This is a genomic window from Desulfuromonas sp. TF, from assembly GCF_000472285.1.
GTDB lineage: Bacteria > Desulfobacterota > Desulfuromonadia > Desulfuromonadales > ATBO01 > ATBO01.
The window spans coordinates 79,243-105,575 of the sequence record NZ_KI421422.1; the positions used below are offsets into that span (position 1 = coordinate 79,243).

Below are 26,333 nucleotides of genomic sequence, written 5' to 3' on the forward strand. Positions count from 1 at the left end.
AGACTTATCCACAGCCCTCAACATTGTTTCGCTCCACCTCGGCATAGGCGGAATGATTGTGGATCGACTCGAAATTCTCGCACTCCACCCGAAACCAGAGGATCTCAGGCCGGGACCGCAACTGTTCCGTCACCGCCCTCACCATGTCCTCGACGAACATCGGATTGTCGTACGCCTGCTCCGTCACCGCCTTCTCGTCCTCGCGCTTGAGCAGTGAATAGACGGGAGCGCTGCCGCAGGACTCAATCCAGTTGATCAGGTCTTCGAGCCAGACGTGTCCGCGGTAGCGGATCTGAACATGAATGGCGCTGCGCTGGTTGTGGGCGCCGCGGGCGCTGATCTCCCGGGAGCAGGGGCAGAGGGAGGTAACCGGAACCGTCACTCCAAGGATGAAATCGGTCTTCTCTCCGAGGGTGCCGACCATCCGGCACTGGTATTCCATCAGGCCTTTGGCCCTCGAGGCCGGGGCTTCCTTTTCGATGAAATAGGGAAACTCAAGCTCCAGATGGGAGCAGGATGCCTCCAGACGCTCCTTCATCTCCAGCAGGATGGTATCGAGGCTCTCGATGCTGATCTCGCCATGGTACTGGTTGAGTATCTCGATGAAGCGGCTCATGTGGGTCCCCTTGAAATGATGGGGCAGATCCACATACATATTGATCCGGGCCACCGTGTGCTGCCGGACCTTGCTCTTGTCCAGCACTACGATGGGGTAGCGGATATCCTTCACCCCGACTTTATCGATGGCGATGTTGCGGGTATCCGGGGATTTCTGCATGTCGGGCATGGGGGCGGCTTCGCCGCCCGGTGACGCGGGACGCGGGACGCGGGACGCGTTGTCATCCTTCTTCATCATGTTTCCTGACGATTAAGTATGGGACCTTGGATATCAGACTTTTTCTCCTCACGCCTCACCCCTCACGTACTTCACAGGGTCCTTCACTCCGACCTCGGCGAACCCTTTGAGACGCAGCACGCAGGAGTCGCACTCGCCGCAGGCCAGCCCCTCCGGAGACGGATCGTAGCAGGAGTGAGTCAGGGCGTAATCGACCCCCAGGTCGAGTCCGCGCCGAATGATTTCACCTTTCGTGAGACTGATCAGCGGAGTGTGAATGCGGTAACGCCCCCGCCCCTCCACCGCCGCTTTGGTGGCGAGGTTGGCCATGGCCTCGAAGGCCGCGATGTACTCCGGCCGGCAGTCGGGATAGCCCGAGTAGTCGAGGGCGTTTACCCCGATATAGATGTCGAAGGCGCCCAGTACCTCGGCCCACCCCAGGGCGAAGGAGAGAAAGATCGTGTTGCGGGCCGGAACGTACGTCACCGGGATGGTGTCATCGATGGCCCGCCCCCTGGGCACCGCGATATCGGAGGTCAGCGCACTGCCGCCGATCCGGCGCAGGTCCACCTCCACCAGCTGGTGTTCCACCGCCCCGATCCGGGGAGCGTACTCGACGGCTTTGTCCAGTTCCACGCTATGGCGCTGCCCGTAGGCAAAGCTCATGGCATGGGGTGCAAAGCCATCGGCCCGTGCCATCGCCATACAGGTGGTGGAATCGAGCCCGCCGCTGTAGAGAACCACCGCTTTTTTAGACATCAGAAAACCTACCTTTGGCCTTAACCTCTGGCCTTTTACCTGGATTTAGTGAACCTCAAAATAGAGGCCCGTCCCCAGACGATGAACCTTCAGCAGATTGGTCGTTCCGGGTGCGGAAACGGGACTTCCCATGGTGATGACCGCCACCTCCCCCTTCCGCATGACGCCGGCCGCCAGGACCGCCTCCTCCACGGAACGGATCTGGGCTTCCGTATCCCCCTTGATATCGACCCGGATAGATCGCACTCCGGCATAAAGGGCGAGCCGCCGCCTGACCGCCTGGGAGGGTGTGACGGCGTAAATAGGGATGGCCGGCCGGCATTTGGCCACTAGAGCCGCGGTGCTGCCGGTCTGGGTGAAAGCGAGGATGCCCGCCGCGCCCACGTTTTCAGCCACTCCGCAGGCTGCCCGGCCGATGGCCTCGGGCATGCTTCGATAACCGCGAGTCTCCGAAATGGGATGGAAGACCTGCATGTTCAGGAAAGGATCTCCTTCGACATCGCGGGCCACATGGACCATCAGCGAAACCGCCTCCACCGGATACTTCCCGGATGCCGTTTCCGCCGAGAGCATGATCGCATCGGTGCCGTCGAGAATGGCATTGGCCACATCCGAGGTTTCCGCCCGGGTCGGGCGGGGATTGGAAACCATGCTCTCCAGCATCTGGGTCGCCGTGATGACCGGTTTGCCCGCCTCGTTGCACTTGCGGATGATCATTTTCTGAATCAGGGGAACCTTCTCCGGCTTCATCTCCACCCCGAGATCTCCCCGGGCCACCATGATGCCGTCGGAAGCCTTGAGGATAGCGTCGAAATCTGTCACGGCCTCGGGCTTCTCGATCTTGGCGATCACGTGAATGTCCGACTTCTCACGATAGAGAAGGTCTTTCAGCTTCAACACGTCGTCCGCGCTTCGCACAAAGGACAGTGCGACGTAATCGACCTCCTCCGCCACGCAGAAGCGCAGGTCTTCCCGGTCCTTCTCCGTGAGGGCGGGGGCCGAAACCTTTACCCCCGGAAGATTGATTCCTTTGCGGTCCTTGAGTATTCCACCGACCCGGACCCGGCATCGCACATCTTCTCCGGTAACACCCAGGACTTCAAGCTCCATCAGGCCATCATCAAGCAGGATGCGATCCCCGAGCACCACGTCTCGGGGCAGCTCCCTGTAGATGGTGGGGATGATGTTTCCCTCCCCCAGTACATCCCTTACGGTAATCACGACCTCTTCTCCGGCAATGAGCTCCAGAGCACCTCCCTTCATCAGGCCGGCACGGATCTTCGGTCCCTGCAGATCGCCTAGAATGGCGACCGCCTGCTGACGGCGCCGGGACAACTCCCGGATGCGGCGAATGATGGCGGCTTTGCTCGACTGGTCTCCGTGGGAGAAGTTCAGGCGAAAGACATCAGCCCCGGCTTCCATCAGGGCCAGCAGACCCTCCTCCGAGTCGCAGGCCGGCCCGACGGTGGCGACGATCTTTGTATGGCGAATCATGGCAGCTCCTTCCGCCCTTTCCCCTCCATGGCAAAAAACCCTTCCCCCCGACGGGGGAAGGGCCTCTGTTGCGGCCGGGGAGAGACTCGTTAATGATGATAACTGCCTTTGTATTCCGTATGTGTCTTGTCCGGACTCTTGTGACAGCGGAAGCACCGCTGCTCGGTGATCTTTTTCTGCTCCAGGGGAGACGTTTCCGGCGGCAGGACCGACTCCGGTTTCTGCCAGGCTTCCTTGCCCGTCTCCTCGGTCAATGTCACCGGCTTATAGGATACCTGCCAGTCCGCGCTGATCTGTTTGACATGGCACTGGTCGCACCCTCCCGGCGGCGGGATGGCTTTCCACGAGCCGAACATGGCACACCCACAGGCAATGGCTGTCAGGAAAAGTGGTATAAGGCGTTTCATGCCGCGTCGTGCCTCCCTGGATGAAAATGTTCCGTTCAACTATGATGCTTTCTCAAAAACTCAGAGGATGGCTAAGCAAAAATTTCGTCCTACAAGGCTTGGTGGTTTTTCAGGGGCGAAAGCATACATCGGTATGTCGAGGTCCTGAAAAAACGCCGTAACGCCGCAGGGCGGATTTTTTGCGACGCCATCAACTATAGCACAGGGGGAGGGTCAGGCAAACGGCAAAAGCGGTTGCCCGGAGCCGCCTCTTGTGCTAATAATTACGTTTTCATCGATAAATGGAGAACTTATACTACCCATGACCGCACTGAAGTTTCTGCGCCTTTCTCTTTACATCGGAACCGCTCTGCTGGTGACGGGCATTGCCGCTCTCGCGGGCGCATATTTTTATGTCGCCAGCTCGCTCCCCCGCGTCGACACGCTGGCGGATTACCGTCCGCCGATCATCTCCCATGTCTACAGTGACGATGGGCAGGTCATCGCGGAGTTCTATAAAGAACGGCGTATCGTCGTACCCGTCTCCCGCATGCCCCGCCAGCTCGTCCAGGCCTTCGTCGCTGCCGAGGATTCCAACTTCTTCGAACATCAGGGAATCGATCTGACATCCATTCTCCGGGCCGCTCTCAAGAATCTGAAGGCTGGCGGAATCGTTCAGGGAGGAAGCACGATCACCCAGCAGGTAGCCAAGAGTCTGCTCCTCACTCCCGAGAAGAAGTTCTCCCGCAAGTTCAAGGAAGCCATCCTGGCCAGGCGCATGGAAAAAAAGCTCTCCAAAGAGGAGATTCTCTACCTCTATCTCAACCAGATCTATCTGGGGCATGGGGCCTACGGCGTGCAGGCGGCGTCGGAGAACTATTTCGCCAAGGATGTCGAGGATCTCACCCTGGCCGAATGCTCCATCCTGGCCGGACTGCCCCGGGCTCCCAGTCGCTATTCACCCTACCGATACCTTGACCGGGCCAAAGAGCGCCAGAAGTACGTCCTCGGACGAATGGTGGAAGAAGGATATATTGTCCGGGATGAGGCCGAAGCCGCCTTCGCGGAGGAGTTGACCATTCTTCCCCGGGTGAACACCCATATCACCGAAGCCGCCTATTTCACTGAGCAGGTGCGCCGCTACCTGGAGCAGACCTACGGCGAGGAGGTCCTCTACACCGGGGGCCTGCAAGTGCACACCACCATGAATCTCACCATGCAGCAGGCGGCCCAGGAAGCCGTCCGGAAAAACCTCCGCGACCATGACAAGCGCCAGGGTTATCGGGGGCCTGAACGAGTCCTGTCGTCCACGGAGGTCGACGCTTTTCTTTCCGAACAGGGTGAAATTCTAGGGGGAGAAACTCCTGAAACGGGGAGCGTTATCCAAGGGGTCCTGTCCGGCGGATCGGGTAAGGAACTCATTGTCCGCATCGGCTCCTTCAGTGGTCGCCTCCCCATCGACAAGGGGCATTGGGCCGCTCCCCTTCGGGTGGTATCCGCCGACCGGGCAGCGTCGGGCAACGCCCTGAAGAGCAGTACCGATCTTCCCGTCGGCTCCCTCCTTCAGGTCAGGGTGGAGGATCGGCTGGAGGACGGCGCCCTGCTCCTCTCCCTTGAACAGCACCCCGAAGCCCAGGGCGCCCTGCTCGCCCTCGATCCTCGCTCCGGCCAGGTCAGGGCCATGGTGGGAGGCTATGATTTCAACGAAAGCCAGTTCAACCGGGCTATCCAGGCACGCCGGCTTCCAGGATCGGCGATCAAGCCTCTCATCTATGCCGCGGCTCTGGATAAGGGTTATACCCCGGCTACGGTCATCCTCGATACACCCCTGATCTATGAGGAGACCTCCGATTCGGGAGAGGAGACCCAGTGGAAGCCGAAAAACTATTCAGAAAGGTTCTACGGTCCCACTTCCGTCCGCACCGCCCTGACCAAATCGCACAATGTAATAACCATCAAAATTCTGGAGGATATCGGGGTCAGATACGCGGCCAATTACATCCGCAAGCTCGGCATTGAATCTCCCCTGGCCAGGGACCTTACCCTCGCTCTGGGCTCCTCCGCCCTCACCCCCCTGGAGCTGGCCACCGCTTATACCGTTTTCGCCTCAGGCGGCGTGCGGGTGACTCCGACTTATATCACCCGCATCGTCGATCGCGACGGCATGGTGCTGGAGTCCCTGGACACCGCCGACTTCCCGGAAGGTCCCAGGGAAGGACAGCGCCTTATTCGACAGTCGCCGCAGCGCGTCATCTCTCCCGAAACCGCCTACCTGATTACCAATCTCATGGAGAGCGTGGTTCGCAATGGCACCGGTTGGCGGGCCAAAGCACTCCACCGGCCCGTGGCCGGAAAGACAGGGACCACCAACGATCTCAAAGATGCCTGGTTTGCCGGCTTTGTGCCCCAGTTGGTTGCCGTCTCCTGGGTCGGCTATGATCAGGAGCGCCCGCTGGGGAAAAATGAAACCGGTTCTCTGGCCGCGGCTCCGGCCTGGATGGATTTCATGCAGGAGGCGGTCAAGGGTATGGAGCCGGCGGATTTTTCCGTCCCCGACTCCATAGAGTTTCGCCCCATCGATCCCTTGACCGGACTTCTCGCCCCCGAGGATGGCGGCGATGTATACATCGAGGTTTTCGCTCCGGGAACAGCTCCTTCCCGATATGCCCTGGATGAGAAAAAGCTCCAGGCCAGGGATTTCTTCAAGCTCGATCTCCAGTAAAAGAACGGGAGGCAAGTGATTCTCAGATGCCAAAAACAGGCCTGTAAGCCTGTTTTTGGCAGGGATTTTCATGGATGAGTCAAGCAAAGACTTGACCCCTTTTTTCCGCTCTCTAATCTGAAAACCCTTACGCCGCGTACAGGACTTCCCCTTTGCCGGCGAAATTGACGATCAGCGTCTCTTTTTCCCTCTTGGACAGTGTCATCTTCCCACTCCCTCTGGAAGGTCATCTTCCTCTCCCCGAACTATACCGGCAACTCCCTAAAAGGCCAACGGGAAACTTCGTTCAGGGGGATGAGGTCGGCATCCGGTCCGTCCCACGTGACTTGGACTGAGGACCAAGACCAGGGACCTTGGACCGTTTTCTGCGAATTCGAGGAGGCAGAGGAGGAGAAGGGGTTTGTGAGGGGCGGCGCCTCGGGAGCGGTCGATTTTGAGGCGGGAGAGTTTGGGGCGGAGGTTCGATCTTGATTCAGAGAAAAATATGGTTGCAACAATCTGTTACGGAAGAGGAATTCCGGACTTGCGCCGGCGAGACTCCGATCAATGCTTTCCCCACTTAGAAAAATAGCAAGGGACGTCCCCACTATCATTCCAACCGCTCCGAGGAGCCTCTTGCCATCTCCAAAAACATGAGCTATATTTAGAGCTAAAAACAGCACACAAAAGAGGTCTCAAAATGGAAAGACTATATGCCCGCGCCTCAGTCAGCATCAGCGACCTGAAGAAAAACCCTTCCCGGATCATCCATGAAGCCGAGGGGACCCCCGTCGCTATCCTGAACCACAACAAACCCAGCGCCTATCTCGTCCCCGCCGAGGCTTTCGAGGCCCTCATGGAAAAGCTCGAAGACTACGAGCTCTCCCGCGTCGTCAAAGAGCGGGAGGGTGAACCGTCTGTTCCGGTTTCCCTCGATGAGCTATAGCCTCGAATTCAAGGAATCGGCCCTGAAGGAGTGGAAGAAGCTCGATGGGGCGATCCGTGAACAGTTTAAGAAGAAGCTTGCCGAGCGCCTGGTCCGGCCGTGTGTCGAATCGGCCCGGCTCAAGGGAATGGCCGACTGCTATAAGATCAAGCTGAAAAATGCCGGCTATCGGCTGGTCTATCAGGTGGACGCCAGCCGGGTGGTGGTCATCGTCGTGGCGGTGGGAAAGCGGGAGAATCTGGCGGTGTACAAGGTGGCGGGTAAGCGGGTGAGGGAGTGAGTTAACGCACCAGCCCGCCATTTCCAAATTGCAGTCTTTCAGGCCTGACCCGCTTGCCCCCCCGATCCGAAAACGCCTCTTACTTTACCCAAAAACACCAGGTTGCGAATCTCCGAATGTCAAGCCTGACCCGGGAGCTTTTCCCGGGAGCTTTTCCCTTTCAGATCGTTGGCGGTCATGAGATATCCTGAAACTGCCGGAGTCATTCACTAAAACAATTCCCCACGGCACAGACTATACCAGCCAACCACCTGAAATGCCAACGGTAAATTTCGTTCAGGGGGGGGGCGCCAGGCCCCCTGGATTTTGGCCCTTGGACCAGCCGTCGCTTTTCGGCTATGGCCGGCAAGCCTTGGACCCGGGACTTTGGACCTTGGTCGAGGAGGCAGAGGAGGAGAAGGGGTTTGTGAGGGGCGGCGCCTCGGGAGCGGTCGATTTTGAGGCGGGTGAGTTTGGGGAGGAGGTTCTGCATGGGCTCTTGATTCAGGGGAAAATATGGTTGCGACTATCTGTTACAAAAGAGGAATTACCACACCTATCCCCGCGACTCCGGACCTGTCCCGCGAACCCCGACAAAGGCTGCTCTTGCTATCTTGGACGCCGGACCCCAAATAATGGAGTCGATGCTGAGTAGGCTGACCGGCCGGAGTCACGTTGCGGTCTGCCTGGTGGTCGAGCAGGTAAGAGCCGAGCTGAAGGGGGGGATGGTGAATAACTTACATAACTTACCAGCGTCCCCCTGGGATTTTCTATCCCTATACGGTTCTGGAAAGCAGAGATCACTCCTCCCAGACCCAGCCACGAATCTCTGCCTCTTCCCAAGCCTTTCTGCAGGGACGGCTTAGTTGGGGGCTGGGCTCGCGCCCACTCTTGATCGCCTTGCCCATGTTTACACACTGACTTCGTGCCTTTCCAGTAAGGAAATCCCTTTCCTTGAGCCATCTTGCCAGTTGGAACCAAGGGACACCACCCTTCTGCATGCAGAACTCGATATCCTCTTTCTCGGCAGGTAGGTCCGGCCTGTGAATTGTCACTCCAGTTTGCTCAATGTAGCTGTCCGACACATTATCAGGCACCTTTAGATTCTTCTCTTTGAGCTTCGACCAGCACTCTTCCTTCTTGGCATATTCACCAATGTTCGATTGGGTATCGCGTATATGCTCGTTGACGATTCCTGAAATGACCTCAAGAAAATCGAGGATGGCCTGATCAATACTCTGCGTGTCCCATATCTTACCAAGATGGATTCTTGACTTTGTCAGATGGAACAACCAAGCCAACGAATAGGTAACAATCAGGTGGTGATGCCCCGGGTACTTGAGTCGGCGCACCGTCTTCTCCATTTCGCGCCAGAGGATCAGCAGTGCAATAGTCTTTCTGAAAAAGGCGGACCAGTCCTCATCCTTCTGTCCACGAAGCCACTCATTGAACCGGGCAAAGTTCTTCTGTGATCCAAGACTGACTACATGCGGAAGCTGAAGATATGAGTTCCACACCTTTCCGAACCGGATTTTGTCAAACTTCTGCGCCTTGGGTCTCAGTGCATCAAACTCCCTCTTCCGCGCAGGCGTTCTGGCTGTCAGGTTCCGGTATTCCTCATAGCTGCCCCTGGCACGTTCATAGAACCAGTAGGTCAGCCGTGATCCTCCTGTCGGGTCGGGGGAGGGTATCGCCTTGGATATCGCCTGAATTTCCGGATGAGGAGCCTGATTCGCCGCAAGATCGGCCGACTGTACCTTGTTCTGGGTATTGGAATATTCGCTGATTCGGGGAACCAGTTCATCTATCAGGGATTCGTCATGAACGACAGTCAGTTTCATCTGAACTCGGACATCGGAGAGATCGCTCTTGTACTGTTTCTGCGTATGATACAGAGAGGCGGTTGTCTGGCCGCCGTTAACGATTTGGAAGTCTTCCACGCGGAGCAGACTCGTGCCGCCATTTCCGGACTCGATCGTCTCAATGCTGCGGGCAAAGACGGTCAGCCCATTGTTGTAGGCACAGAACATTTCCGGCTCTTTGCGAATGGTTTCCCGGATGCCCATATTGACCTTTCCCTTGGCAGTAAGAAAAACCCGGACATTCATGTCGAGCAGGCGAACCCCCCACAGCGAATACATGTCGGCCAATGCCTGTCCCGGGATGAAGGCAAGATAGGTAGAATACTTCCCGTTCTGTACCAGAACGGTACACGGCAATGCTCCTCCGCACTGCTCCTGGAAATCAATAGTTATCCTCTCTCTTTCACCCGTCTTCTGAAAATGATGGGCCCTCTCCAAATCCCAGATGATGTTGGTGATATCCACACCGTCGTGCTCTCTCACTTCGGCGGGGCGCTTCTTCGCAACACCATTGGTCACCAGAATCAGCTTCACATTCCTGATGTCATCTCGGCATTCATGAATCAACTTTGCCAGGTCATGAGCCTCATCCGAGACATCGATGGTCTTGTGTAACCCTTTAAGGCTCTTCTCAAAGAATCTGGAAAGCCTGCCAAAATGGTCGTCGACAGTACTGTCATTGACCTTGATTCTTTCGTGATTGGGTTCATCGAGGAAGCAGGAGACAAGAAGTGTGATATCCCTGAACTCCTCGTCAAAGCAGTATCCATCCACCTTGATACCCCTGCCACGGTAGGGGCAGGGAACAAACGATTCGATTTCCCCGTAGTCCTCAAGAAGCTCACCCATTTTTGAGACAAAGATGTCCTCCCGAAGGGCTTCAGCCGCATGGGCCGACGCCTGGATGTCCTCTAAGAAACTGCGGTAGTACTCTCTGAGGTCAGAGTCCGCCATCAAGCTCTCCCGGCAAGCTGCTTTAGAAATTCATCCATATCGGACGCAAAGGCGGAAATCGCCGCGATGATCAGCGAATAGCTCAGGTCCCCGGTACCTGAAGGTAGTTCGAGAATCCTCGGGAACCCCTCTTTGACCTGGAAGAATTCCACACTTCTCACTTCGTACGTTGAAACATACTGACCCGCATGCACCTCAAGGTATCCCGCCTCACCGAGTGCATGATTGAACCGTCTCCGGCAGCCAGGGGAGTAAACGAATCTCTTTCGCAGCTCTTCAATGATCCCGGGGAGGGACTCCCCACCTCCTAGGGAACTCACAAGCGACAGAACCAGAAGATGCAGAGACTCAAGGCCTCTGTCATCGAGCTGCCTTTCATTACTGATGCGGACTCTCTTGGGTTCCTTGGAAAGCGTCGTTTTGACCTCCACAATCTTCCCCGACATTTCGAAGTCATGGTAGGCCCTCTCGCATCCCTTCCATGCCCCGATGACATGTGATGGTGGCAAACCGGAGTCGAGAAGCCGACGAAGAAACCAGAGCTCTCCATACAAACCTCTTTGACTTGCTTTTGAAAGTCCGAGCCAGCCCTGTTTATCAAAGAACCGAGACCACCTGTCGAGAAAGTCTGCAAGTGTTTTCTGTCGCTGATCCGGGCCAACCAGTTCCTGAAGCTCGGCCGCCAGATCGGCGCATACCGTCACGAAGACATCTTGGAGGTCCTTATCATCCAGTCGCAATGATATGTGCTTTGACCCCTTGGCCGGGACATCCAGGAAAAGCAATTCAAAGGCCATGCCCTGCCACTGTGGGAACTGGATCTCACCACCGGCACCATCGGGAGGAACCTCGACCAGAAGCTCCCAGAATTGTGCAGGGAAGAGACAGCTGAGTCGGAATCCACTCTCCCTCTCCAGATCCAGCCGACGGTATCTGCGCCCCGTAAAGGACAGGTTGCCCTCCGGGTGCACAGCCAGATCCCTCCAGATCTCAACAAGTCGGTCCTGCATGCCCCCAGTCACGCGGCATCCTCCCCGTCCGCATAGACCGAGTTAACCACATATTCGATGGGCTCGGCGGTATCACTCCCCGGGAAACTAACCGCGAAGCCCACAACCTCTTTCCCATCAAGTCCGTAACGGAAGGCCCCTCCCTCGACATCATCGTCACAGGCGGGAAAGTAGATCAGCAGCAGGCCGCGTTCTTTAGGTCTCTCCAATCGGGCGAAAGCTGCGAATCTCGTCTTGTCGTCCTCGTCCTCAATCTTGAGGCGTTCATACAGCTTCCTTACCCTTTCATATTCGTCCTTCTCCATATCGATGTATTCATCCATGGGGCTTGTCAGAGTACCTATGGAGATGAGACGCTCCTCCACTCTCCTGAGGGGTTTGCGCAGAACGGCGCCGATCTCATATTTACCAACCGGAAACCTGTGGATTGGATTTGAATTGGAGACCAGAACGACGTGCCAGTCCGTCAACTCATTCCGGGCGGTCTGTCGGTCGATATAGTCGGCAATGCGGGCCGGATCGACAACCCGCTTCTCGTCTTCCTGGGTCACATAGCTTCGCATAAACTTCGTGACCAACTGCGGTGGCACATTCGTCCAGTAAAAGCGAGGCTTCTCTGGAATTATCTCCCGGTCAGGCTCCCGCCCGATTTCCTCGATTAGCCCTTCCAGCGCCTCCATGTTGGGCGCTGAAAATCTGGGATCAAAAACAATCGTACGCAGACATCGGCCTGCAAAAGTGATCTGCATCCTCTCTGTTGCCCTAGCCTTGCCAGCGGCTGTTATGGCGAGACGTCCAGGGTGCTTTCGAACCTTGAGGCCGAACTTTTCGGGCGAACTGCCGATGGCCTCCATGTAGTCGAACTCGTTCCTGAGTTCACGATTGGCCAGAGCGATGTGCTGATACCAGCGCATAAGCTCTTCCGTGGTGTAGATCCGACAGAGATCATTGTAGCCGTCACGGTAACCGAACCATCTGCCCATCTGCATGAGGGTATCATACATCCTGGCCGCACGCAGATAGTAGGAGACGGAAAGGCCGTCAAGAGTCAGGCCACGAGAGAGTTTGTCCCCGCCGATTGCGATGATGGTCGCACCCGACTCCGCCCAAGGGACTGTCTCGCCCCGTTCAACCCTCTGCCTTGCGTTGAGTTCCGACTGACGGTAGTCGAGCGTATCTCCGATTTCACCGTTGATACCCTTAAGCTTCAGAGAGCGGATCACGTCGAAGAGAACGGGGCGGATCTCGGACCAGTCATGAATCCGAGCGTCTTTGAAATCTCTTCTCTTCATCTCGACACTCGTCGGAATGAAATCCTCCTCCCAAAGATCCCTGAAGTCGTCCAGCGAATCGGTGCCGCTCATGATTCGCCCCGAAAGTCTGGAAAGCTCCGACTCTACGAGATCCCTCACCCGTGATTGAACACCGGTAAATCGTGTCACATGAATAAGCATGGAATTGTGCGGTGTGCCTGTAGCACGCAGTCTCCTCGCCGAGCAGACCAGAAGAAAGGATTTGATCGCCCTTATGAGTGATTCCGGCAATTCATTTATGACCAAGTGGGACTTGTGACTTCCGGGAATGACCGTTTCGGTATCGTCGACGTCGCGCAGGAGTGGGAGAGGCTCGAGCGCGGCAATGCCAACATCCGGGTCGCCCCTTAGGCCGAAAAGCTTCTCCGGGCCGACATAGTTGTCAGGCTGGGGAAGACTGACGAGAAAATGCTTCGGGAAGAGATCGTCGCCGTAAATCGGATGTGGATCATCTTTGTGAATGAAAATGTTGGCAAAGGGCGTGGCCGTATAGCCGATATAGTTGCTCTTTGCAAAGCTCGACAGCAGCTGCCTGATGAGCAGATTGGTGCGGGTCGGGTCCCAGTCTTCGATGATGTTATGGAATTCATCCCTCACCGGTTCGCGGGTGTTCACTGAAGCGAAGTCACACTCATCATCGATAAGAAGCAGCGGGATGTCCTGAACGACACGATGGCCGCTGCTGTCCGGTCTAGCTAGGCTGGTGGCCCACTCGATGAGGTTCCGGAGGATGGACACATTCTTCTTTACTACAAGAATGATCGGGTCGCCCGTCGTGGAAGGGATGATGCCGGCCTGATTTGCGACAACACGACTGAAATCGCCACAGTCCGCGGAGCTGGTAAGCGTATTCACAGTCCTATGATCGTTGAACATTCTGCGAACGCCTATACGGCGTTCTTGGCCGGTGATCCGTTGAATGACTTCGAGATCATAACCCAGGAATTCTTCGTTGAGCCTTTCCTGGGTCTGGCTTCGGAGGCTGTTGTGCACACCGGCCAGCACGACAAAGAGCTTGTATCCGGCGTCCGCAGCCTTTGTAATCAGGGCTGTATAGTTCGCCGTCTTTCCCGATTGGACATTGCCGACGACCATCCCACGTCGATCCCAGTACCCCGCTCGCAGCGGATCCTCGATCCTTGAGAGGACCAGACTCGAAAATCGGTCCATGCTCTTGACGATGTTCTTCGGCCATCTTTTCCTGAGCAGCAGATACTGCTGATAGTGGTCCCAGAAATGCCACTTGAAGTCCCGTTTGAGAGGCAGGTGCGTGTCGGGATTGAACCAGTCCTCGTGGCCCTCCGAATCTTCCAGAATTCTGGCATCATCGGAAATGGTTGGAGCATGAACTGTTTCAAGGGCGTTGAAGAGTCTCTTTTCGTCGAGTGAGTGCTCCGGATAGAAGCCCTTGGCTCGTGCGATGTAGTCCCAGATCGTCTCGGGAGTAACCGGTCTGCTTTCAAAATAGGCAAATGAGAGTTTGATGATTTCCTCGTAGATCTGCTCCATCAGTTTCTTCCCTCCGCAAAAGAATCAAGGGTTGCACGATAGCTTGGGTGGACATCAAATGGTTCGATACTGCAGACAATATCGACCGCCTCTTCATGTGACCTGCCCTCGCGCAGCTTGTCCAGGTAGATCTCCCTGCAGTAGTCCATGAGCCCCGGGGGTGGCGCATGAAGAGTTTCCGGAAGATCAACATGGCAGTCTTCGTTTTCAATCCCATCCATAATGATGAGTCGATGCGGGACGGTAGATTCAAGAACATGAAAGAGTTTCTTCGCCCACCCACGCGGGGCGTCGATCTCCTCCAGAAGTTTAACCAGTACGGGGTTGCTGCTGTTCACCCTGTAGGTAATCTTTCCGTCCGCTTCACGTTTGAGCCAGACATCATTCGTCGCTCTTGCTGTGGCACCCCTTCTTCGTGCACCAGTACGGGCTCTGTAGATTTCGGATGCTTTCTGACGTGTCGCTCTTGCAATTCGCAGCAGCTCGTTTCGAAGACGGTCGGGTGGTGAAGCCACGGCCTTGCGGACATCAATTGACCATTCATGATCCATGTCGTTGGTGATGTCGATACTTATACGAGCCAGCTTGTAATGCTCCTCGGGCTTGAGGTCCAGATCAAGATACCCCCCCGAGACGATCATTCTGTCATTTCGATAGACATAGAACCCCTGCTGAGCGTTCCACCCTTTGATTCCACCACCCTGTTCATTCTCCTGAACAGATCTATTCGAGACATGCGGAAGGACATAGGGAACGACCTTGACCCGGTTGTCTTCATGTCTCTCGCTGGAAAGTTCACGGGTAAAATTGTTTCTAAGCAGAAAAGGGTCCCACGCACTGCATTCACTAATGCCGATCTTAATTTTGATCCGTTTGGGACGTTTCTCCAGATAACGATGAAAAACCATTTCTAAGTATGTCTTAACGGCCAAGAAACGACCCAGAAACGCATCTCTCGGATCATGCCGATCCGTAATGCTGTGATCCACGATCCGATCAAGTGCCTTCCAAACGACGATGGTCCCATGCTCAAGATCGTCGAGCGGGCGCAAAAGTTCACGAATGTTCGCTGGAGGGTTCCGCCCGAGTTGCCACATTTTGGTCCGCTCCACATGGTCGAGATCCCAATATCTGGTCGAGGGTGCTCCTCCTGCCTGTCTAGTCCGTACTGTCAGCAACTTACATTGTGAAAAAGATGCCGTCTTAAGGCCCAGCCCGAATCTTCCCAAGTCAGTCTTATCTCTCTCCTCGAGTGGACTCTGGGTTCCCAGCCGCATTGCCTCAACCAGTCTGGCCTCGGACATGCCCCTGCCATCATCAAGCAGGGCCACCCATGGATCGCCGTGATTCCAGTCATAACTGAGCCATATGTTCGAAGCTCCGGCAAAAATGCTGTTGTCGATCAGATCGGCGATGGCCATACCCAGATCGTAACCAAAGGCCCTCAGGGAGTGGATCATTGCCTCAGCCCGTGGCGGACAGTCCTCAAAGTCTTCGGACATGAGCCATTCTTTCAAGTAATACCTCCGTACCCTTCACTTGCATAATGGCAGAATGGATTCAATGCATTGAACCAGTGTCCGCTCATCTTTGGTTTGGCATTCCCAAACGATCCCTACGTTCCAGCCAAGGTCCTCAAGCTGTTGCCTGACGACGGCATCCCGTTTCACGTTCGCCTGAAATTTCGCTTCCCAAAACTCCCGCCGCGACTTTGGAGAATATGCGAACTTGCATCCCTCATGACGATGCCAGAAGCACCCATGAACAAAAATGGCAGTCCAATGCCTCGGAAGCACAATATCTGGACTGCCAGGAAGCTTATTTACATGAAGTCTGAAGCGAAAACCTGCCCGATGCAAAAAAGATCGCACTAGTTTTTCAGGCGATGTATCCTTGGAGCGGATTCTCGACATGTTCCAACTGCGACGTTCTTTAGTGATTCGATCAACCACAGTCGCCAAAAGCCTCTATCAGCATTTTCTTTACAATCAATGCTATCTTGTTCGCCAACAATGGCGGAACCGCATTACCTACTTGGATATACTGCTCTGTCCTGTTGCCGCAAAAAAAGTAATTATCTGGAAAAGTCTGAATTCTTGCTGCTTCTCTGACCGTCAGGCTTCTACATTGCGAGGGGTCAGGGTGGATAAAATAATGTCCATCCTTTGATATATGGCAGGTCACTGTAGTCGCAGGTTTTCCAGTCACCTGGACTCTAAACCGGTCATCAAAATCACCGGAGTCTCTGTTTTTGTGTGCTGGCTTTAAAAGCTCAGGAAACTCTTCCATTCTTGGAGACCTTCCCTTTGCCTTGGCAAAACTGGATGCATATAAATATCGGTGAAGATCGGACTCCATGTGCGTTCTTGCTGAATGGTTGAAAACTCCTTTAATACGTTCATCTTCATACCAGACCCTCAGGTGTTCAGCTTTTATTGAGGATGGCGGCTTATCCACAAAGTTACCACCCATATCACTTGATGGAACCCTCAGACCACCTAAGGCATCCCGGATATTCTCCATCGTCCAGCGATCCGACAAGCGCTCTATCTCTTGTCTCAATTTGTTTACTGGGAACCTTTTAACAGCCTGCATCCAGTCACTCTCATTATATTTACCCCTGGAAATTCCACTCCGTAATTCTGGAAGAGTAAGAATCTTATAAAGACTGATTCTTTTTTCTTCAGTTAAAACGGAGGGCCTGACACCTTTTTGGCAAATGTCTTCTCTGACCCCGAGAAGAATAACCCGATGCCTGGTCTGAGGAATGCCATACTTTTCAGACTCAATTACAAAATCCTTGTCCACAAATTCCGGCTCATCATAAGAATGGGGGGCTATAGCAAGTGAGAAGATTCGGTATCTGCAACCATGGCCATTTAAAGGGGCTCGAAGATCTTGCAGGATCTGCTTGAAAACTGCACTGCCGTTAACCTTGGACGAAAGCAGTCCCTTAACGTTTTCCATGACAAAAATTGCCGGATTGTGGACACCTACAATCCGCAAATATTCCTGGTACAGATAATGGCGGTCGTCCTTTTCCGGAACATAATCTTTTTCGCCCTTATTTCTGGAACGACCAACGACGGAATAGGCCTGGCAGGGAGGCCCTCCAATAAGTACCCAATTCTCATTACCCCGAAGAGCCATACGGACTCGTACATCAAGAGCCGTATTGAAATCATCGTCATTACGAAGAGTCTCATTCCAAGCTTCATTTTCTGCAGTTCGAGCCTGCTCTGAAAATTTTTTTAGTGAAAAAAGAGCCTCAGGGGGTCTACCCTCTTTTAAAAATTGAAAATATTCTTCCGGGATTTTATCATAGGGGAATTTCCGTACAAAACTTCTGAGTCGAAGAGTACGATGCGCAAAAGTTTCTTTTTCAACTGAAAGGCCGATCCGGAAGAAAGGATTCCCTTCGCGCCATCCAACTTGGCTGAAGCCTTCACCCAGCCCGCCCGGGCCAGCAAATAAATCGATTATTGGTATCGCCATATATATCTGTTATCTCTTGAACAAATTAGCGCGGTTATTCGGGTCATCTTTGGTGGACGAACAAGGGGGCGAATTCTGCTATTCTCTTTTCCCCGTCAATATCCACAAAACAGTACCCGGGCCCTTCGCGACCGCGTTGAGGAGAACCAGCCGCGAACTGCTCCTGGGTCAGGCCGGTCCGCTCCCGGACCTGTTTGACATCGACCTTTTCCGGAGTGAAAAGACGGTTTTCTCCCCGTTTTGGTGCGCGACAGCCTCTTCGAGCCCGCGTTTGATACTGGCAAATAGATCACTCATGGGTTCTCCGTTGATATCGTCTCCCCCTCCCCTTTCGAGTTCTACGCAGGTAGTCCCCAAACACCTTATTTTCACGCGGATAAAATCTGATCACTTCCGATAAAGGCGGATAAATCTCTTTTTTTATCCGAAATGCCTTTCAAAGACGGCCGAAGGGACGTTCCTTTCTATTTTTCTATTGAGCCTTGGGTGTTGCCGGGGGCGGCCCAAGCCAAGCATCGGTATTTATACAAGAAAGAGTAGTTTATCACCCCTCCACTGAGCTTAAAACCCCCTTTTTGGCCCCAAACCAGCAGAGAAGAGTCACACATACGCCGCGCCGTCCTCCTCCACCTTGAACCCGATCGACTTCTTACCCTTCTCCTCCGGCCGCATCATCTTCCGGATGGCGTCGAAGAGGGTGTGGATGGCCTCGTCATGCTTCCCTACCCGCGCTCCAGCTCGGCGAACTTGCTCGCCAAACTCACGGTTGGATGAGGCCAACTCCCGCATCTGCACAAAGGCTCGCATGATGGCGATGTTCACCTGCACGGCGCGCTCGCTATTGAGGACGCTGGAAAGCCGCGGCCTATTGGGGTCGGACCAAACCATGTGTCCGTTTTCAAACAACAAAGCGCGATTTTTAACCACTCCACAGCGCTTAAAGCCCCCATTTTGCCCCCAAAACCAGCAAAGAAGAGTCACAGATACGCCGCGCCTTCCGGCGCCATACCTAAGGTCCCGAGTCTCGGGTCCCTGGTCCCGAGTCCGTTAAACTTCTGGTCCCGAGTCTTGAGTCATTGGCTTTTCGACCCTGGACCTTTGACCCGGGACCCAGGACCGAGAAGTTTATTTGAACTTTTGCCCTTTATAATCCGACACCTTCAGATAATTCATCAGCCCGCCAAGCATTCGGCCGATCTGGACTGTCAGCGCACTGACGCGGTCAAACTTCTCCTGATTGAGATACCCTTGATCGAGCGCAACATAGAGCTGAGCCCTGACTTCCCCGCACGACCCCTTGGCCAATGCCAGGAATTGGCGGAACTCACGGTCACCGCCCCGCTCGAACCCTTCGGCGACATTCGAGACGACCGACACAGCTGCCCGACGGATCTGATCCCTCAATCCGAAATCACGAGCGAAATCCCCATCCCTGCAGCAGGCGTAGATCTCTCCGGCCATCTCCCGCGCCCTCTGCCAGACATCCAACTCCTCGAAATGCTTTACCCCTTTCACAATCCCCCTCCTTGTATAAAGTCCCGAGTCCCTGGTCTCGGGTCCCGAGTCTAGAGTCTCTAATTCCGAATCCCGAGTTCCTGGTCTATTTCTTGGGCTTTTAACTCGGGACCTTAGACCCGAGACCCGGGACCGATGTGTTCACCTGCACAGCTCGCGGACTGTGCAGCACGCTGGAGAGCATGGCAACGCCCTGCTCGGAAAAGGCGTAGGGCGGAGTGCGCCTGCCACCCCACTGACTTGAGGTTCCAGATTGGAACCTCAAGTCACTAAATTCTTGATTCGTCAGCTGAAACATGAAGTCGGCAGGAAACCTGTCGAGATTTTGGTTTCGACGCCGTAGAGCTCTGCCAGGTCTTCATCGAGAATCACCTTGTCGCCACGAATCAGGCGAATGGATCGTTCGATGCGGAGCAGATCAATTTTCACTTTTTCCATATTCCCCTCCTTTTCCGCGGTAACAGTAGGTGAACTTGAGGTCACAAATTGTGACTTCAAGTTTGTATCCTGCTGAGAAAAATAGCGAATCTCGACGACCTCTACCGGAATTGTCACGTCCCCCTTCTTCGTGTTCCTTCGCGGCTTCGCGTGAGACAAAAAAAACCGCCCGCACCTCACGGCGCCAAGCGGTCCCATCAATCTCTACGGTTTGCCCCCAGCACTCTCATCAAAACCCTCCAGAGCATACCAAAATGTAAGAATGCCCTAAAGTACCCGCAACGGCGGTTCATGTCAAAGAAAAGCTGGCTTATACAGGATCTTGGTTCACGCACCCCCTCGGGTGCGAAGGTTTTTTACCAAAAAGGGGAACTATGCTGCAGGTGCGTAACTTGACGCTGGAGACCCATTGCGCGAGGCTCCCGTTTAGCACCGGTGACCGGGCTGCGGCTCTTTTTCCCTGATCATCCTTTCAGCCGCCCTTCGGCAGCACCATCCCCTTCTCAAGCCAGAATCTTTTCGCCCCCCGGGTGAAGCGGAATCTTTAATGTCAACAGCTTTCGTCCCATTCCGTTCCTCACTAGCGCGACTTCATCACTCCCGCCCTTGGACAATATTCCAGCACCGGGCACCCCGAGCAGCTGGGAACCGGGGCCTTGCAGATCCGTCGTCCGTGGAAGATCAGGACGTGGCTGGCCTCCGTCCATCGCTCTTCCGGGAGGAGCGTGGAAAGATCCCTTTCGATCTTTCCGGGATCCTTTTCCGCCGTCCACCCCAGGCGAAAGGAAACCCGCTTGACGTGGGTGTCGACCACCATCCCCGGCAGCCCGAAGGCATTCCCCCGGACCACGTTGGCCGTCTTGCGCCCCACCCCGGGAAGGTCGGTGAGCTCCTCCATGGAGGAGGGGACCTTCCCTCCGTGATCTTCGAGGATGGTTCTGGCGGCGGCGACGATGTTCCGGGCCTTGTTCCTGTAAAAGCCCGTGGACCGGATGTCGTTCTCGAATTCGGAGAGGTCCGCCTCGGCATAGGCTCGCGCGTCGGGGTATTTTCGGAAGAGGTCCCGCGTCACCTGGTTCACCCGCACGTCGGTGCACTGGGCCGAGAGAATGGTGGCCACCAGAAGTTCCAGCGGGTTGGAGAACTCCAGGGCGATGGCTGCATCCGAATGGGTAGCCGCCAGGATATCCAGAACCTTGAGGGATTTTTTCCTGATATCGGATCGGATCATGAAAGATCTCCTAGGGGGAGTTTTGCCCTCATCCCGGAGCGATCTCCATGCGACTGCGGCTTAGCTTTTCAACCCGAAGATAGGTGCGGGGATCGATGACCTGAACGGTCAGAACCAGGGGCAGGTGAGAAGAGGCCTGGCGGGACAGGGATGAACGAAGAATCCGTGAGTCGACCACCCGCAGATCTCCTCGCAGATAGGCGCGATCCCGCCCCAGCACAGGGAAACGGGCCGGATAGGTGGCGTTCCACAGAAGACGGGGAGCCCTGCGAAGAGACAACGAGAGACTTACATTACCCATCCAGCCCAGCAGGTCGGCAAAATCACCGAGAATCAGGGTCGGGCAGACCAGGTTGCGGTTGCCCAGGATATCGGGCCCCAGCAGGCCTGCGATCTGGTTGTGACGCCGCCCGGGCGCAAAAGCCAGATGGACATCGAAGAGGTGCAGGCGTTTTCCGGAAAATTCCGCATCGGCCTGCAGGCAGCAGCCTCCGTCTCCCAGCTCGTATTCCCGAATCCCCTTCAGCATGTGATAGGAGAGAAAGGCGTTGCCGCCCTCACCGGGGCTGCCGTAGCTTTTCATGCCGAGCCGCCTGGCCAGGTAGGCGAGCTGATCGGCAGTGATGTCCTGAAGGGCCACGATATCCGGCGCTCCTGCACCGATGACGCTCAGCGTACGGTCGGGATCTACTTCACCGTGCCGTCCCCGGCAGCGCCGGACGTTATATGTCATGACGCGGGTGGTTGTCACGGGAGCCCTTCTCCGCCTTGGCTGCAGACAAGGCGACGGTGCGTTTATCCTGTTACTTTTCCACCTTCCTGACGGATTTTATGATCACGGTCTCCACCGGCAGATCCTGGAACGGACCGCTCCTCCTGGTGGGGCTGGTACCGATTCTGTCGACAACGTCCATCCCCTCCACAACCTTTCCGAAAACGGCGTATCCGTAAGCTGGGGGCGCGTTCCCCGCATGATTGAGGAAATCATTGTCCTTCAGATTGATGAAGAACTGACTGGTGGCGCTGTCCACCACATTCGTGCGGGCCATGGCGATCGTTCCCCGCCCGTTTTTCAGGCCGTTGTCCGCCTCATTCTTAATAGGTGCGAGATTTTCCTTTTGTTTCAGGTCGGGGGTGAATCCGCCGCCCTGGATCATGAAATCCTTGATGACCCGGTGAAAAACCGTTCCCTCATAAAAGCCGTTTTCGACATAGTGCAGAAAGTTTTTCACGGTGATGGGAGCCTTCTCCTCATTGAGCGCAAGCTTGATCTCTCCATAATTCGTCTGGATGACCACATTCTCCTCGCCCAGAACCGGCGCTGCCAGGATCAGGAACGCAAACAGGAACACGACTGTTCTCGACATGATTTTTCTCCTTGGGGATCAGACCCCTTCCGGCTTCAACTCCCGGAGCATAAGGTCGGTAACCGCCTGGCGGGCCTCTTTGCCCTGGTACAGGATAAGATACATCTGTTCGACGATGGGAACCTCTATCTGTAGTTTCTGCGCCAGTTGAAAAGTGGAGAGGGTCGTCTTAACCCCTTCGGCGACCATGTTCATTCCCGCCAGTATTTCCTCCAGGCTTCTCCCGCGCCCAAGTTCCATTCCCACGGTTCTGTTTCGGGAGAGGTCGCCGGTGCAGGTCAGCACCAGATCTCCCATACCGGCCAGTCCGGAGAAGGTGGCCGGATTGGCGCCCATGGCCATCCCGATCCGGGTCATTTCCGCCAAACCCCGTGTGATCAGGGCGGCACGTGTATTGTATCCAAAACCCAGGCCGTCCGAAACCCCTGCCGCAAGCGCGATAACGTTTTTAAGAGCTCCCCCCAGTTCGACCCCGATGACGTCGTCGTTCGTATAAACCCGGAAAACCTCGGTGCTGAATATCTCCTGCACCTTGCGGGCGATTTCGGAATCGCCGGAAGTGGCCACGACGGCAGTCGGCATCCCTGCGGCGACTTCCCTGGCAAAAGAGGGGCCGGACAGAAAGGCCAGCCGACGGTTCAGGTCTGGAGCCAGAAGGTCATTGAGAACTTCGGACATGGTCTGAAGAGTTTCGTTTTCGATTCCCTTGGAGGCGGAGACCAGCACCGTATCCGGCGCGATGTGCGGCACCGCCCGGGACATCACTTGGCGCATGAGCTGGGAAGGGGGAACCAGAACCAGGACTTTCTTGAAGGCCACCGCCTCAGTCAGATCGGAGGTGAAAGAAAGGTTTTCGGACAGGGCTACGCCGGGCAGATAGAGATCGTTCTCCCGGCTGCGTCCCATACGCTCCACAAGATCTTTCTCATAGGCCCAGAGGGTGACGGTGAAACCCTTTTTGGCCAGCAGGTCGGCCAGGGTGGTTCCCCAGCTGCCGGCGCCTATGACGCCGATTTCCAACTTGTCACTTGTCACTTGTCACTCGTCACTTGGGGTTAAATGGCGCGTTTCTTTTTACCTATCCGCTCTTTGACCTGGTCGGTCTTTTTGGCCAGCGCTTCGGCATTGGGGTAGGTCCCCTTCAGTTCCTCGAGTATCTGAAGGGAGGCCTTCAGTTCGTCCCGCTCTTCCAGAACCGTCGCCAGACCGAACCTGGCCTCGGCGGTGTAGGGACTTCCGGGCCATTTTTCAATTGTAACCCGAAACGCCTCTTCTGCTTCTTCGGACGACCCTTCGAGTGAATAGGCGACGGCTATCCGGTACTGAACCCCGGCAACAAGGGGGCTTTCTGGGTAATTTTTCAGCAGACTCTCGAATTCGATGCGGGCCTGCTCAAAGTTGTTGAGCCGGAAATAACTGTCTGCCACTTCGTATTGAATGCGGTCCCCATCCGGAGCACCGCTGTCGAGAAGCTTCTGGTAGGCGACGATGGCCCGGCCGTAATCCCTCAGGCTGTTTTTGTATATTTCCGCGACCTGCTCCTGGGCCTTGCGGGCTTGGTCGGTATCAGGGTAATCCTTCTCCACCATCAGATAGGCGAGGATGGCTTCATGATACCTTTCCAGGTAGTGATTGAGCACTTCGGCCGAACGAAAGAGGGCCTGGGGAGCGAGACGAAATTTGCCATGGCCCCGGTGAATGCCGCGAAAGATCTCTACGGCCTCCCCGTATTCACCCGCTCCCACCATCTTCTCGCCCCTGATATAGCGCGCCTCCAGCCTCTGGTCCAAAGTGGCCAGGTAATAAGCTCCGACGGAGCACGCCAGCAGGAGAAGAAGCAGGATGCAGATCCATGTGCGGGGACGGCTAGAATTCTTCCTCCGCCTCCTCATCTCCTCCCGCAAAATCTGCTTCTTCAGCTTCTCTATCTCCATGATCCTCATCCTTTTCGGCGAGCCTGGCCACTGCCACAATGCGCTCTGTCGGCTCCAGAACCATCAGCCGCACCCCCTGGGTGTTGCGCCCGATGATCGAAAGGGCGCCGACTCTGGTTCGCAATACCTTGCCCCGGTCGGTGATAAACATCAGATCCGATTCTTCATCGACCAGCTTTATATCGACAACCTTGCCGTTGCGCTCGGAAGTCTTGATTGTGATGATTCCCTTGCCGCCCCGGCTCTGCAGCCGGTATTCGTCCAGGGAGGTGCGCTTGCCGAAACCGTTTTCCGTAATCGTGACCAGCGTGGCGGCCGTCGCCTCGGTCACCACCTCCATGCCGATGATCCGGTCATCCCCCTCCAGCATCATTCCCCGCACTCCGCGGGAGGTCCGCCCCATGGGCCGAACGTTCTTCTCGGGGAAACGGATCGATTTTCCGTCCCGACTGGCGAGCAGGATATCCATGTGCCCGTCGGTAAGACGGGTGGAGACCAGACAGTCCCCCTCATCTATGGTCAGGGCGATGATCCCCCCAGCCCGGGGATTGGAGTAGGCCATCAGGTCCGTCTTCTTTATCACGCCATTGCGGGTAGCCGTGACAATATATCTGCCCTCGACGAAATCCTTGACCGCCAAAATCGAGGTGACCTTCTCGTCGGAACCGATCTGAAGCAGATTGACGATGGCCTTGCCGCGCGAGGCCCTTCCGCCCTGGGGAATTTCATGGACCTTGAGCCAGTAGACCTTCCCCATGTCGGTGAATACCAGGATGTAGGAATGGGTGGATGCGATGAAGAGCAGTTCGACGAAATCCTCCTCCTTGGGGCGCATCCCGGTTTTGCCCTTCCCTCCGCGGCGCTGGGCCCGGTAGAGGGAGACGGCGTTGCGTTTGATGTAGCCGCTGTGCGAGACGGTGACCACCATGTCTTCTTCTACGATCAGGTCCTCAAGAGAGAGTTCACCTTTTTTCTCGATGATCTCGGTGCGTCGCTTGTCGGCGTAGCGGTCCCGGATCTCTGTCAGTTCCCCCTTGATGATATTGAGGATTTCCACCTCGCTGGCCAGTATTTCCTTGAGACGTTTGATCAGCGCCAGGATCTCATTGTATTCGCTGATGATCTTGTCCCGTTCCAGGCCGGTGAGACGGTGCAGGCGCATATCGAGGATCGCCTGGGCCTGAATGTCGGAAAAAAGGAAGCGGGCGATCAACCGTTCCTTGGCTTCCGGGGAGTTGGCCGACGCCTTGATGATCTGTATGACCTCGTCGAGATTCTCCAGGGCGATCTTGAGCCCCTCGAGAATGTGAGCCCGAGCCTCGGCCTTTTTCAGCTCGAAGATGCAGCGCCTGGTGACGATCTCCTTGCGGTGCTCGATGAACTTGTCGAGCACCTCCCTCAACGCCAGGATCCGCGGCTGGCCGGAGACGATGGCCAACATGATGATGCCGAAGGAGCTCTGCATTTGGGTCATCTTGTAGAGCTGGTTGAGGGTCACCTGGGGAATGGTGTCCCTCTTCAGTTCGATCACGATGCGCATCCCTTCGCGGTCGGATTCGTCCCGCAGATCGGAGATTCCTTCGAGCTTTTTGTCCTTGACCAGGTCGGCAATCTTTTCGATCAGGCGGGCCTTGTTCACCTGAAAAGGAATTTCGTTGACGATAATGGCCTCGCGCCCGGTGCGGCGGTCCTTCTCGACCATCGCCTTGGCTCGCATCTGAATGATTCCGCGCCCGGTGCGATAGGCCTCGTTGATTCCTTCCCGGCCGAGGATGAAGCCGGCGGTGGGGAAGTCGGGGCCCGGAATTATTTCCAGAAGCTCGTCTTCGTGAAGAGCCGGATTGTTGATGACGGCGATCAGCCCGTCGATCACTTCCCCGAGATTGTGGGGCGGGATCTTGGTGGCCATGCCGACGGCGATCCCTTCCGAGCCGTTGACCAGCAGGTTGGGAAACTTGCAGGGAAGAACCAGCGGTTCCTGAAGGGAGTCGTCGTAGTTGGGACCGAAATCGACCGTTTCCTTGTCAATGTCGGCCAGAAGCTCGTGAGCCAGCCGGTCCATGCGAACCTCGGTGTAACGCATGGCCGCCGCCGAGTCGCCATCGATCGATCCGAAATTCCCCTGGCCGTCGACCAGCGGATAGCGCATCGAGAAGCTCTGGGCCATGCGCACGATGGTGTCGTAGACGGCCGTGTCGCCGTGGGGATGATATTTACCGATGACATCCCCGACCACGCGAGCGGATTTCTTGTAGGGCTTGTTGTAGTCGTTTCCCAGCTCGTTCATGGCGAAAAGCACCCGCCGATGGACCGGCTTTTGCCCCC

21 protein-coding genes and 1 pseudogene are annotated in these 26,333 nt (G+C 55.7%); 3 read left to right on the top strand and 19 right to left on the bottom strand.

The genetic code is table 11. The features are described 5' to 3' along the window. Window positions 1-4: 4 nt before the first annotated feature. From folE2 to DTF_RS0115360, 4 genes are all read right to left on the bottom strand, one after another. The gene (gene folE2, locus DTF_RS0115345; RefSeq protein ID WP_027716033.1) at window positions 5-787 is read right to left on the bottom strand and encodes a GTP cyclohydrolase FolE2; all 783 of its coding nucleotides are present in this window, start codon (window positions 785-787) and stop codon (window positions 5-7) included. A 117-nt stretch (window positions 788-904) separates the two neighbouring features. Continuing rightward, complete coding sequence (gene queC, locus DTF_RS0115350) at window positions 905-1,594, bottom strand: 7-cyano-7-deazaguanine synthase QueC (RefSeq protein WP_027716034.1); 690 nt, start codon at window positions 1,592-1,594, stop codon at window positions 905-907. A gap of 45 nt (window positions 1,595-1,639) precedes the next feature. Further along, window positions 1,640-3,088 carry a pyruvate kinase gene (gene pyk, locus DTF_RS0115355; protein WP_027716035.1) on the bottom strand — a complete coding sequence of 483 codons (1,449 nt, stop codon included), beginning with the start codon at window positions 3,086-3,088 and terminating at the stop codon, window positions 1,640-1,642. A gap of 89 nt (window positions 3,089-3,177) precedes the next feature. Next, a complete protein-coding gene (locus tag DTF_RS0115360) occupies window positions 3,178-3,495 on the bottom strand; it encodes a hypothetical protein (protein ID WP_027716036.1) in 318 nt (105 codons plus the stop codon). Between the two features lie 301 nt (window positions 3,496-3,796). On the opposite strand from DTF_RS0115360, the gene DTF_RS23860 reads away from it, so the two are divergent. From DTF_RS23860 to DTF_RS0115380, 3 genes are all read left to right on the top strand, one after another. Further along, complete coding sequence (locus DTF_RS23860; protein ID WP_035057516.1) at window positions 3,797-6,196, top strand: penicillin-binding protein 1A; 2,400 nt, start codon at window positions 3,797-3,799, stop codon at window positions 6,194-6,196. A gap of 679 nt (window positions 6,197-6,875) precedes the next feature. After that, entirely contained in the window at window positions 6,876-7,121 is a 246-nt protein-coding gene (locus DTF_RS0115375; protein ID WP_027716037.1) for a type II toxin-antitoxin system Phd/YefM family antitoxin, read from the top strand. Continuing rightward, window positions 7,111-7,401, top strand: coding sequence for a type II toxin-antitoxin system RelE/ParE family toxin (locus DTF_RS0115380; protein ID WP_027716038.1), 291 nt, complete (start codon window positions 7,111-7,113; stop codon window positions 7,399-7,401). The genes DTF_RS0115375 and DTF_RS0115380 overlap by 11 nt, the downstream gene beginning before the upstream one ends. 779 nt (window positions 7,402-8,180) lie before the next feature. Here DTF_RS0115380 and DTF_RS0115390 read toward each other — a convergent pair. The 15 genes and pseudogenes from DTF_RS0115390 to gyrA form a co-directional block, all read right to left on the bottom strand. Continuing rightward, window positions 8,181-10,196: an AIPR family protein gene (locus DTF_RS0115390; protein ID WP_027716040.1), complete on the bottom strand. Its 2,016-nt coding sequence runs from the start codon at window positions 10,194-10,196 to the stop codon at window positions 8,181-8,183. Then, window positions 10,196-11,218, bottom strand: a complete 1,023-nt coding sequence (locus DTF_RS25680) for a PD-(D/E)XK motif protein (RefSeq protein ID WP_051361363.1) — start codon at window positions 11,216-11,218, stop codon at window positions 10,196-10,198. Before DTF_RS25680 ends, DTF_RS0115390 begins: the two co-directional genes overlap by 1 nt. Next, a complete protein-coding gene (locus DTF_RS23870) occupies window positions 11,215-14,028 on the bottom strand; it encodes a Z1 domain-containing protein (protein ID WP_051361364.1) in 2,814 nt (937 codons plus the stop codon). Before DTF_RS23870 ends, DTF_RS25680 begins: the two co-directional genes overlap by 4 nt. After that, complete coding sequence (locus DTF_RS23875; RefSeq protein WP_051361365.1) at window positions 14,028-15,545, bottom strand: ATP-binding protein; 1,518 nt, start codon at window positions 15,543-15,545, stop codon at window positions 14,028-14,030. Before DTF_RS23875 ends, DTF_RS23870 begins: the two co-directional genes overlap by 1 nt. Window positions 15,546-15,563: 18 nt before the next feature. Beyond that, on the bottom strand, window positions 15,564-15,980 hold the full coding sequence (locus DTF_RS27820) for a DNA mismatch endonuclease Vsr (RefSeq protein ID WP_081703023.1): 417 nt from the start codon (window positions 15,978-15,980) through the stop codon (window positions 15,564-15,566). Beyond that, window positions 15,973-17,523: a DNA cytosine methyltransferase gene (locus tag DTF_RS26245; protein ID WP_035057520.1), complete on the bottom strand. Its 1,551-nt coding sequence runs from the start codon at window positions 17,521-17,523 to the stop codon at window positions 15,973-15,975. Before DTF_RS26245 ends, DTF_RS27820 begins: the two co-directional genes overlap by 8 nt. A 600-nt stretch (window positions 17,524-18,123) precedes the next feature. Then, window positions 18,124-18,411, bottom strand: a complete 288-nt coding sequence (locus tag DTF_RS0115425) for a hypothetical protein (RefSeq protein WP_027716043.1) — start codon at window positions 18,409-18,411, stop codon at window positions 18,124-18,126. A gap of 237 nt (window positions 18,412-18,648) precedes the next feature. Continuing rightward, the gene (locus DTF_RS0115430; RefSeq protein WP_035057523.1) at window positions 18,649-19,038 is read right to left on the bottom strand and encodes a four helix bundle protein; all 390 of its coding nucleotides are present in this window, start codon (window positions 19,036-19,038) and stop codon (window positions 18,649-18,651) included. A 130-nt stretch (window positions 19,039-19,168) separates the two neighbouring features. Beyond that, window positions 19,169-19,476: pseudogene (locus DTF_RS27825) on the bottom strand (ORF6N domain-containing protein); the annotation flags it as partial. A gap of 580 nt (window positions 19,477-20,056) precedes the next feature. Further along, window positions 20,057-20,707 carry an endonuclease III gene (gene nth / locus DTF_RS0115440; RefSeq protein WP_035057526.1) on the bottom strand — a complete coding sequence of 217 codons (651 nt, stop codon included), beginning with the start codon at window positions 20,705-20,707 and terminating at the stop codon, window positions 20,057-20,059. Window positions 20,708-20,735: 28 nt separating this feature from the next. After that, window positions 20,736-21,458: an endonuclease/exonuclease/phosphatase family protein gene (locus DTF_RS0115445; RefSeq protein WP_155890843.1), complete on the bottom strand. Its 723-nt coding sequence runs from the start codon at window positions 21,456-21,458 to the stop codon at window positions 20,736-20,738. A 52-nt stretch (window positions 21,459-21,510) separates the two neighbouring features. Next, window positions 21,511-22,074, bottom strand: coding sequence for a peptidylprolyl isomerase (locus tag DTF_RS0115450; RefSeq protein ID WP_027716047.1), 564 nt, complete (start codon window positions 22,072-22,074; stop codon window positions 21,511-21,513). A gap of 18 nt (window positions 22,075-22,092) precedes the next feature. Continuing rightward, window positions 22,093-23,094 carry an NAD(P)H-dependent glycerol-3-phosphate dehydrogenase gene (locus DTF_RS0115455; protein ID WP_027716048.1) on the bottom strand — a complete coding sequence of 334 codons (1,002 nt, stop codon included), beginning with the start codon at window positions 23,092-23,094 and terminating at the stop codon, window positions 22,093-22,095. A gap of 35 nt (window positions 23,095-23,129) precedes the next feature. Further along, a complete protein-coding gene (locus tag DTF_RS0115460; RefSeq protein WP_027716049.1) occupies window positions 23,130-24,008 on the bottom strand; it encodes a tetratricopeptide repeat protein in 879 nt (292 codons plus the stop codon). Then, window positions 23,941-26,333: DNA gyrase subunit A (gene gyrA / locus DTF_RS23885; protein WP_081703012.1), on the bottom strand; the 2,393-nt coding region annotated here is incomplete at its 5' end. The genes DTF_RS0115460 and gyrA, both read right to left, overlap by 68 nt.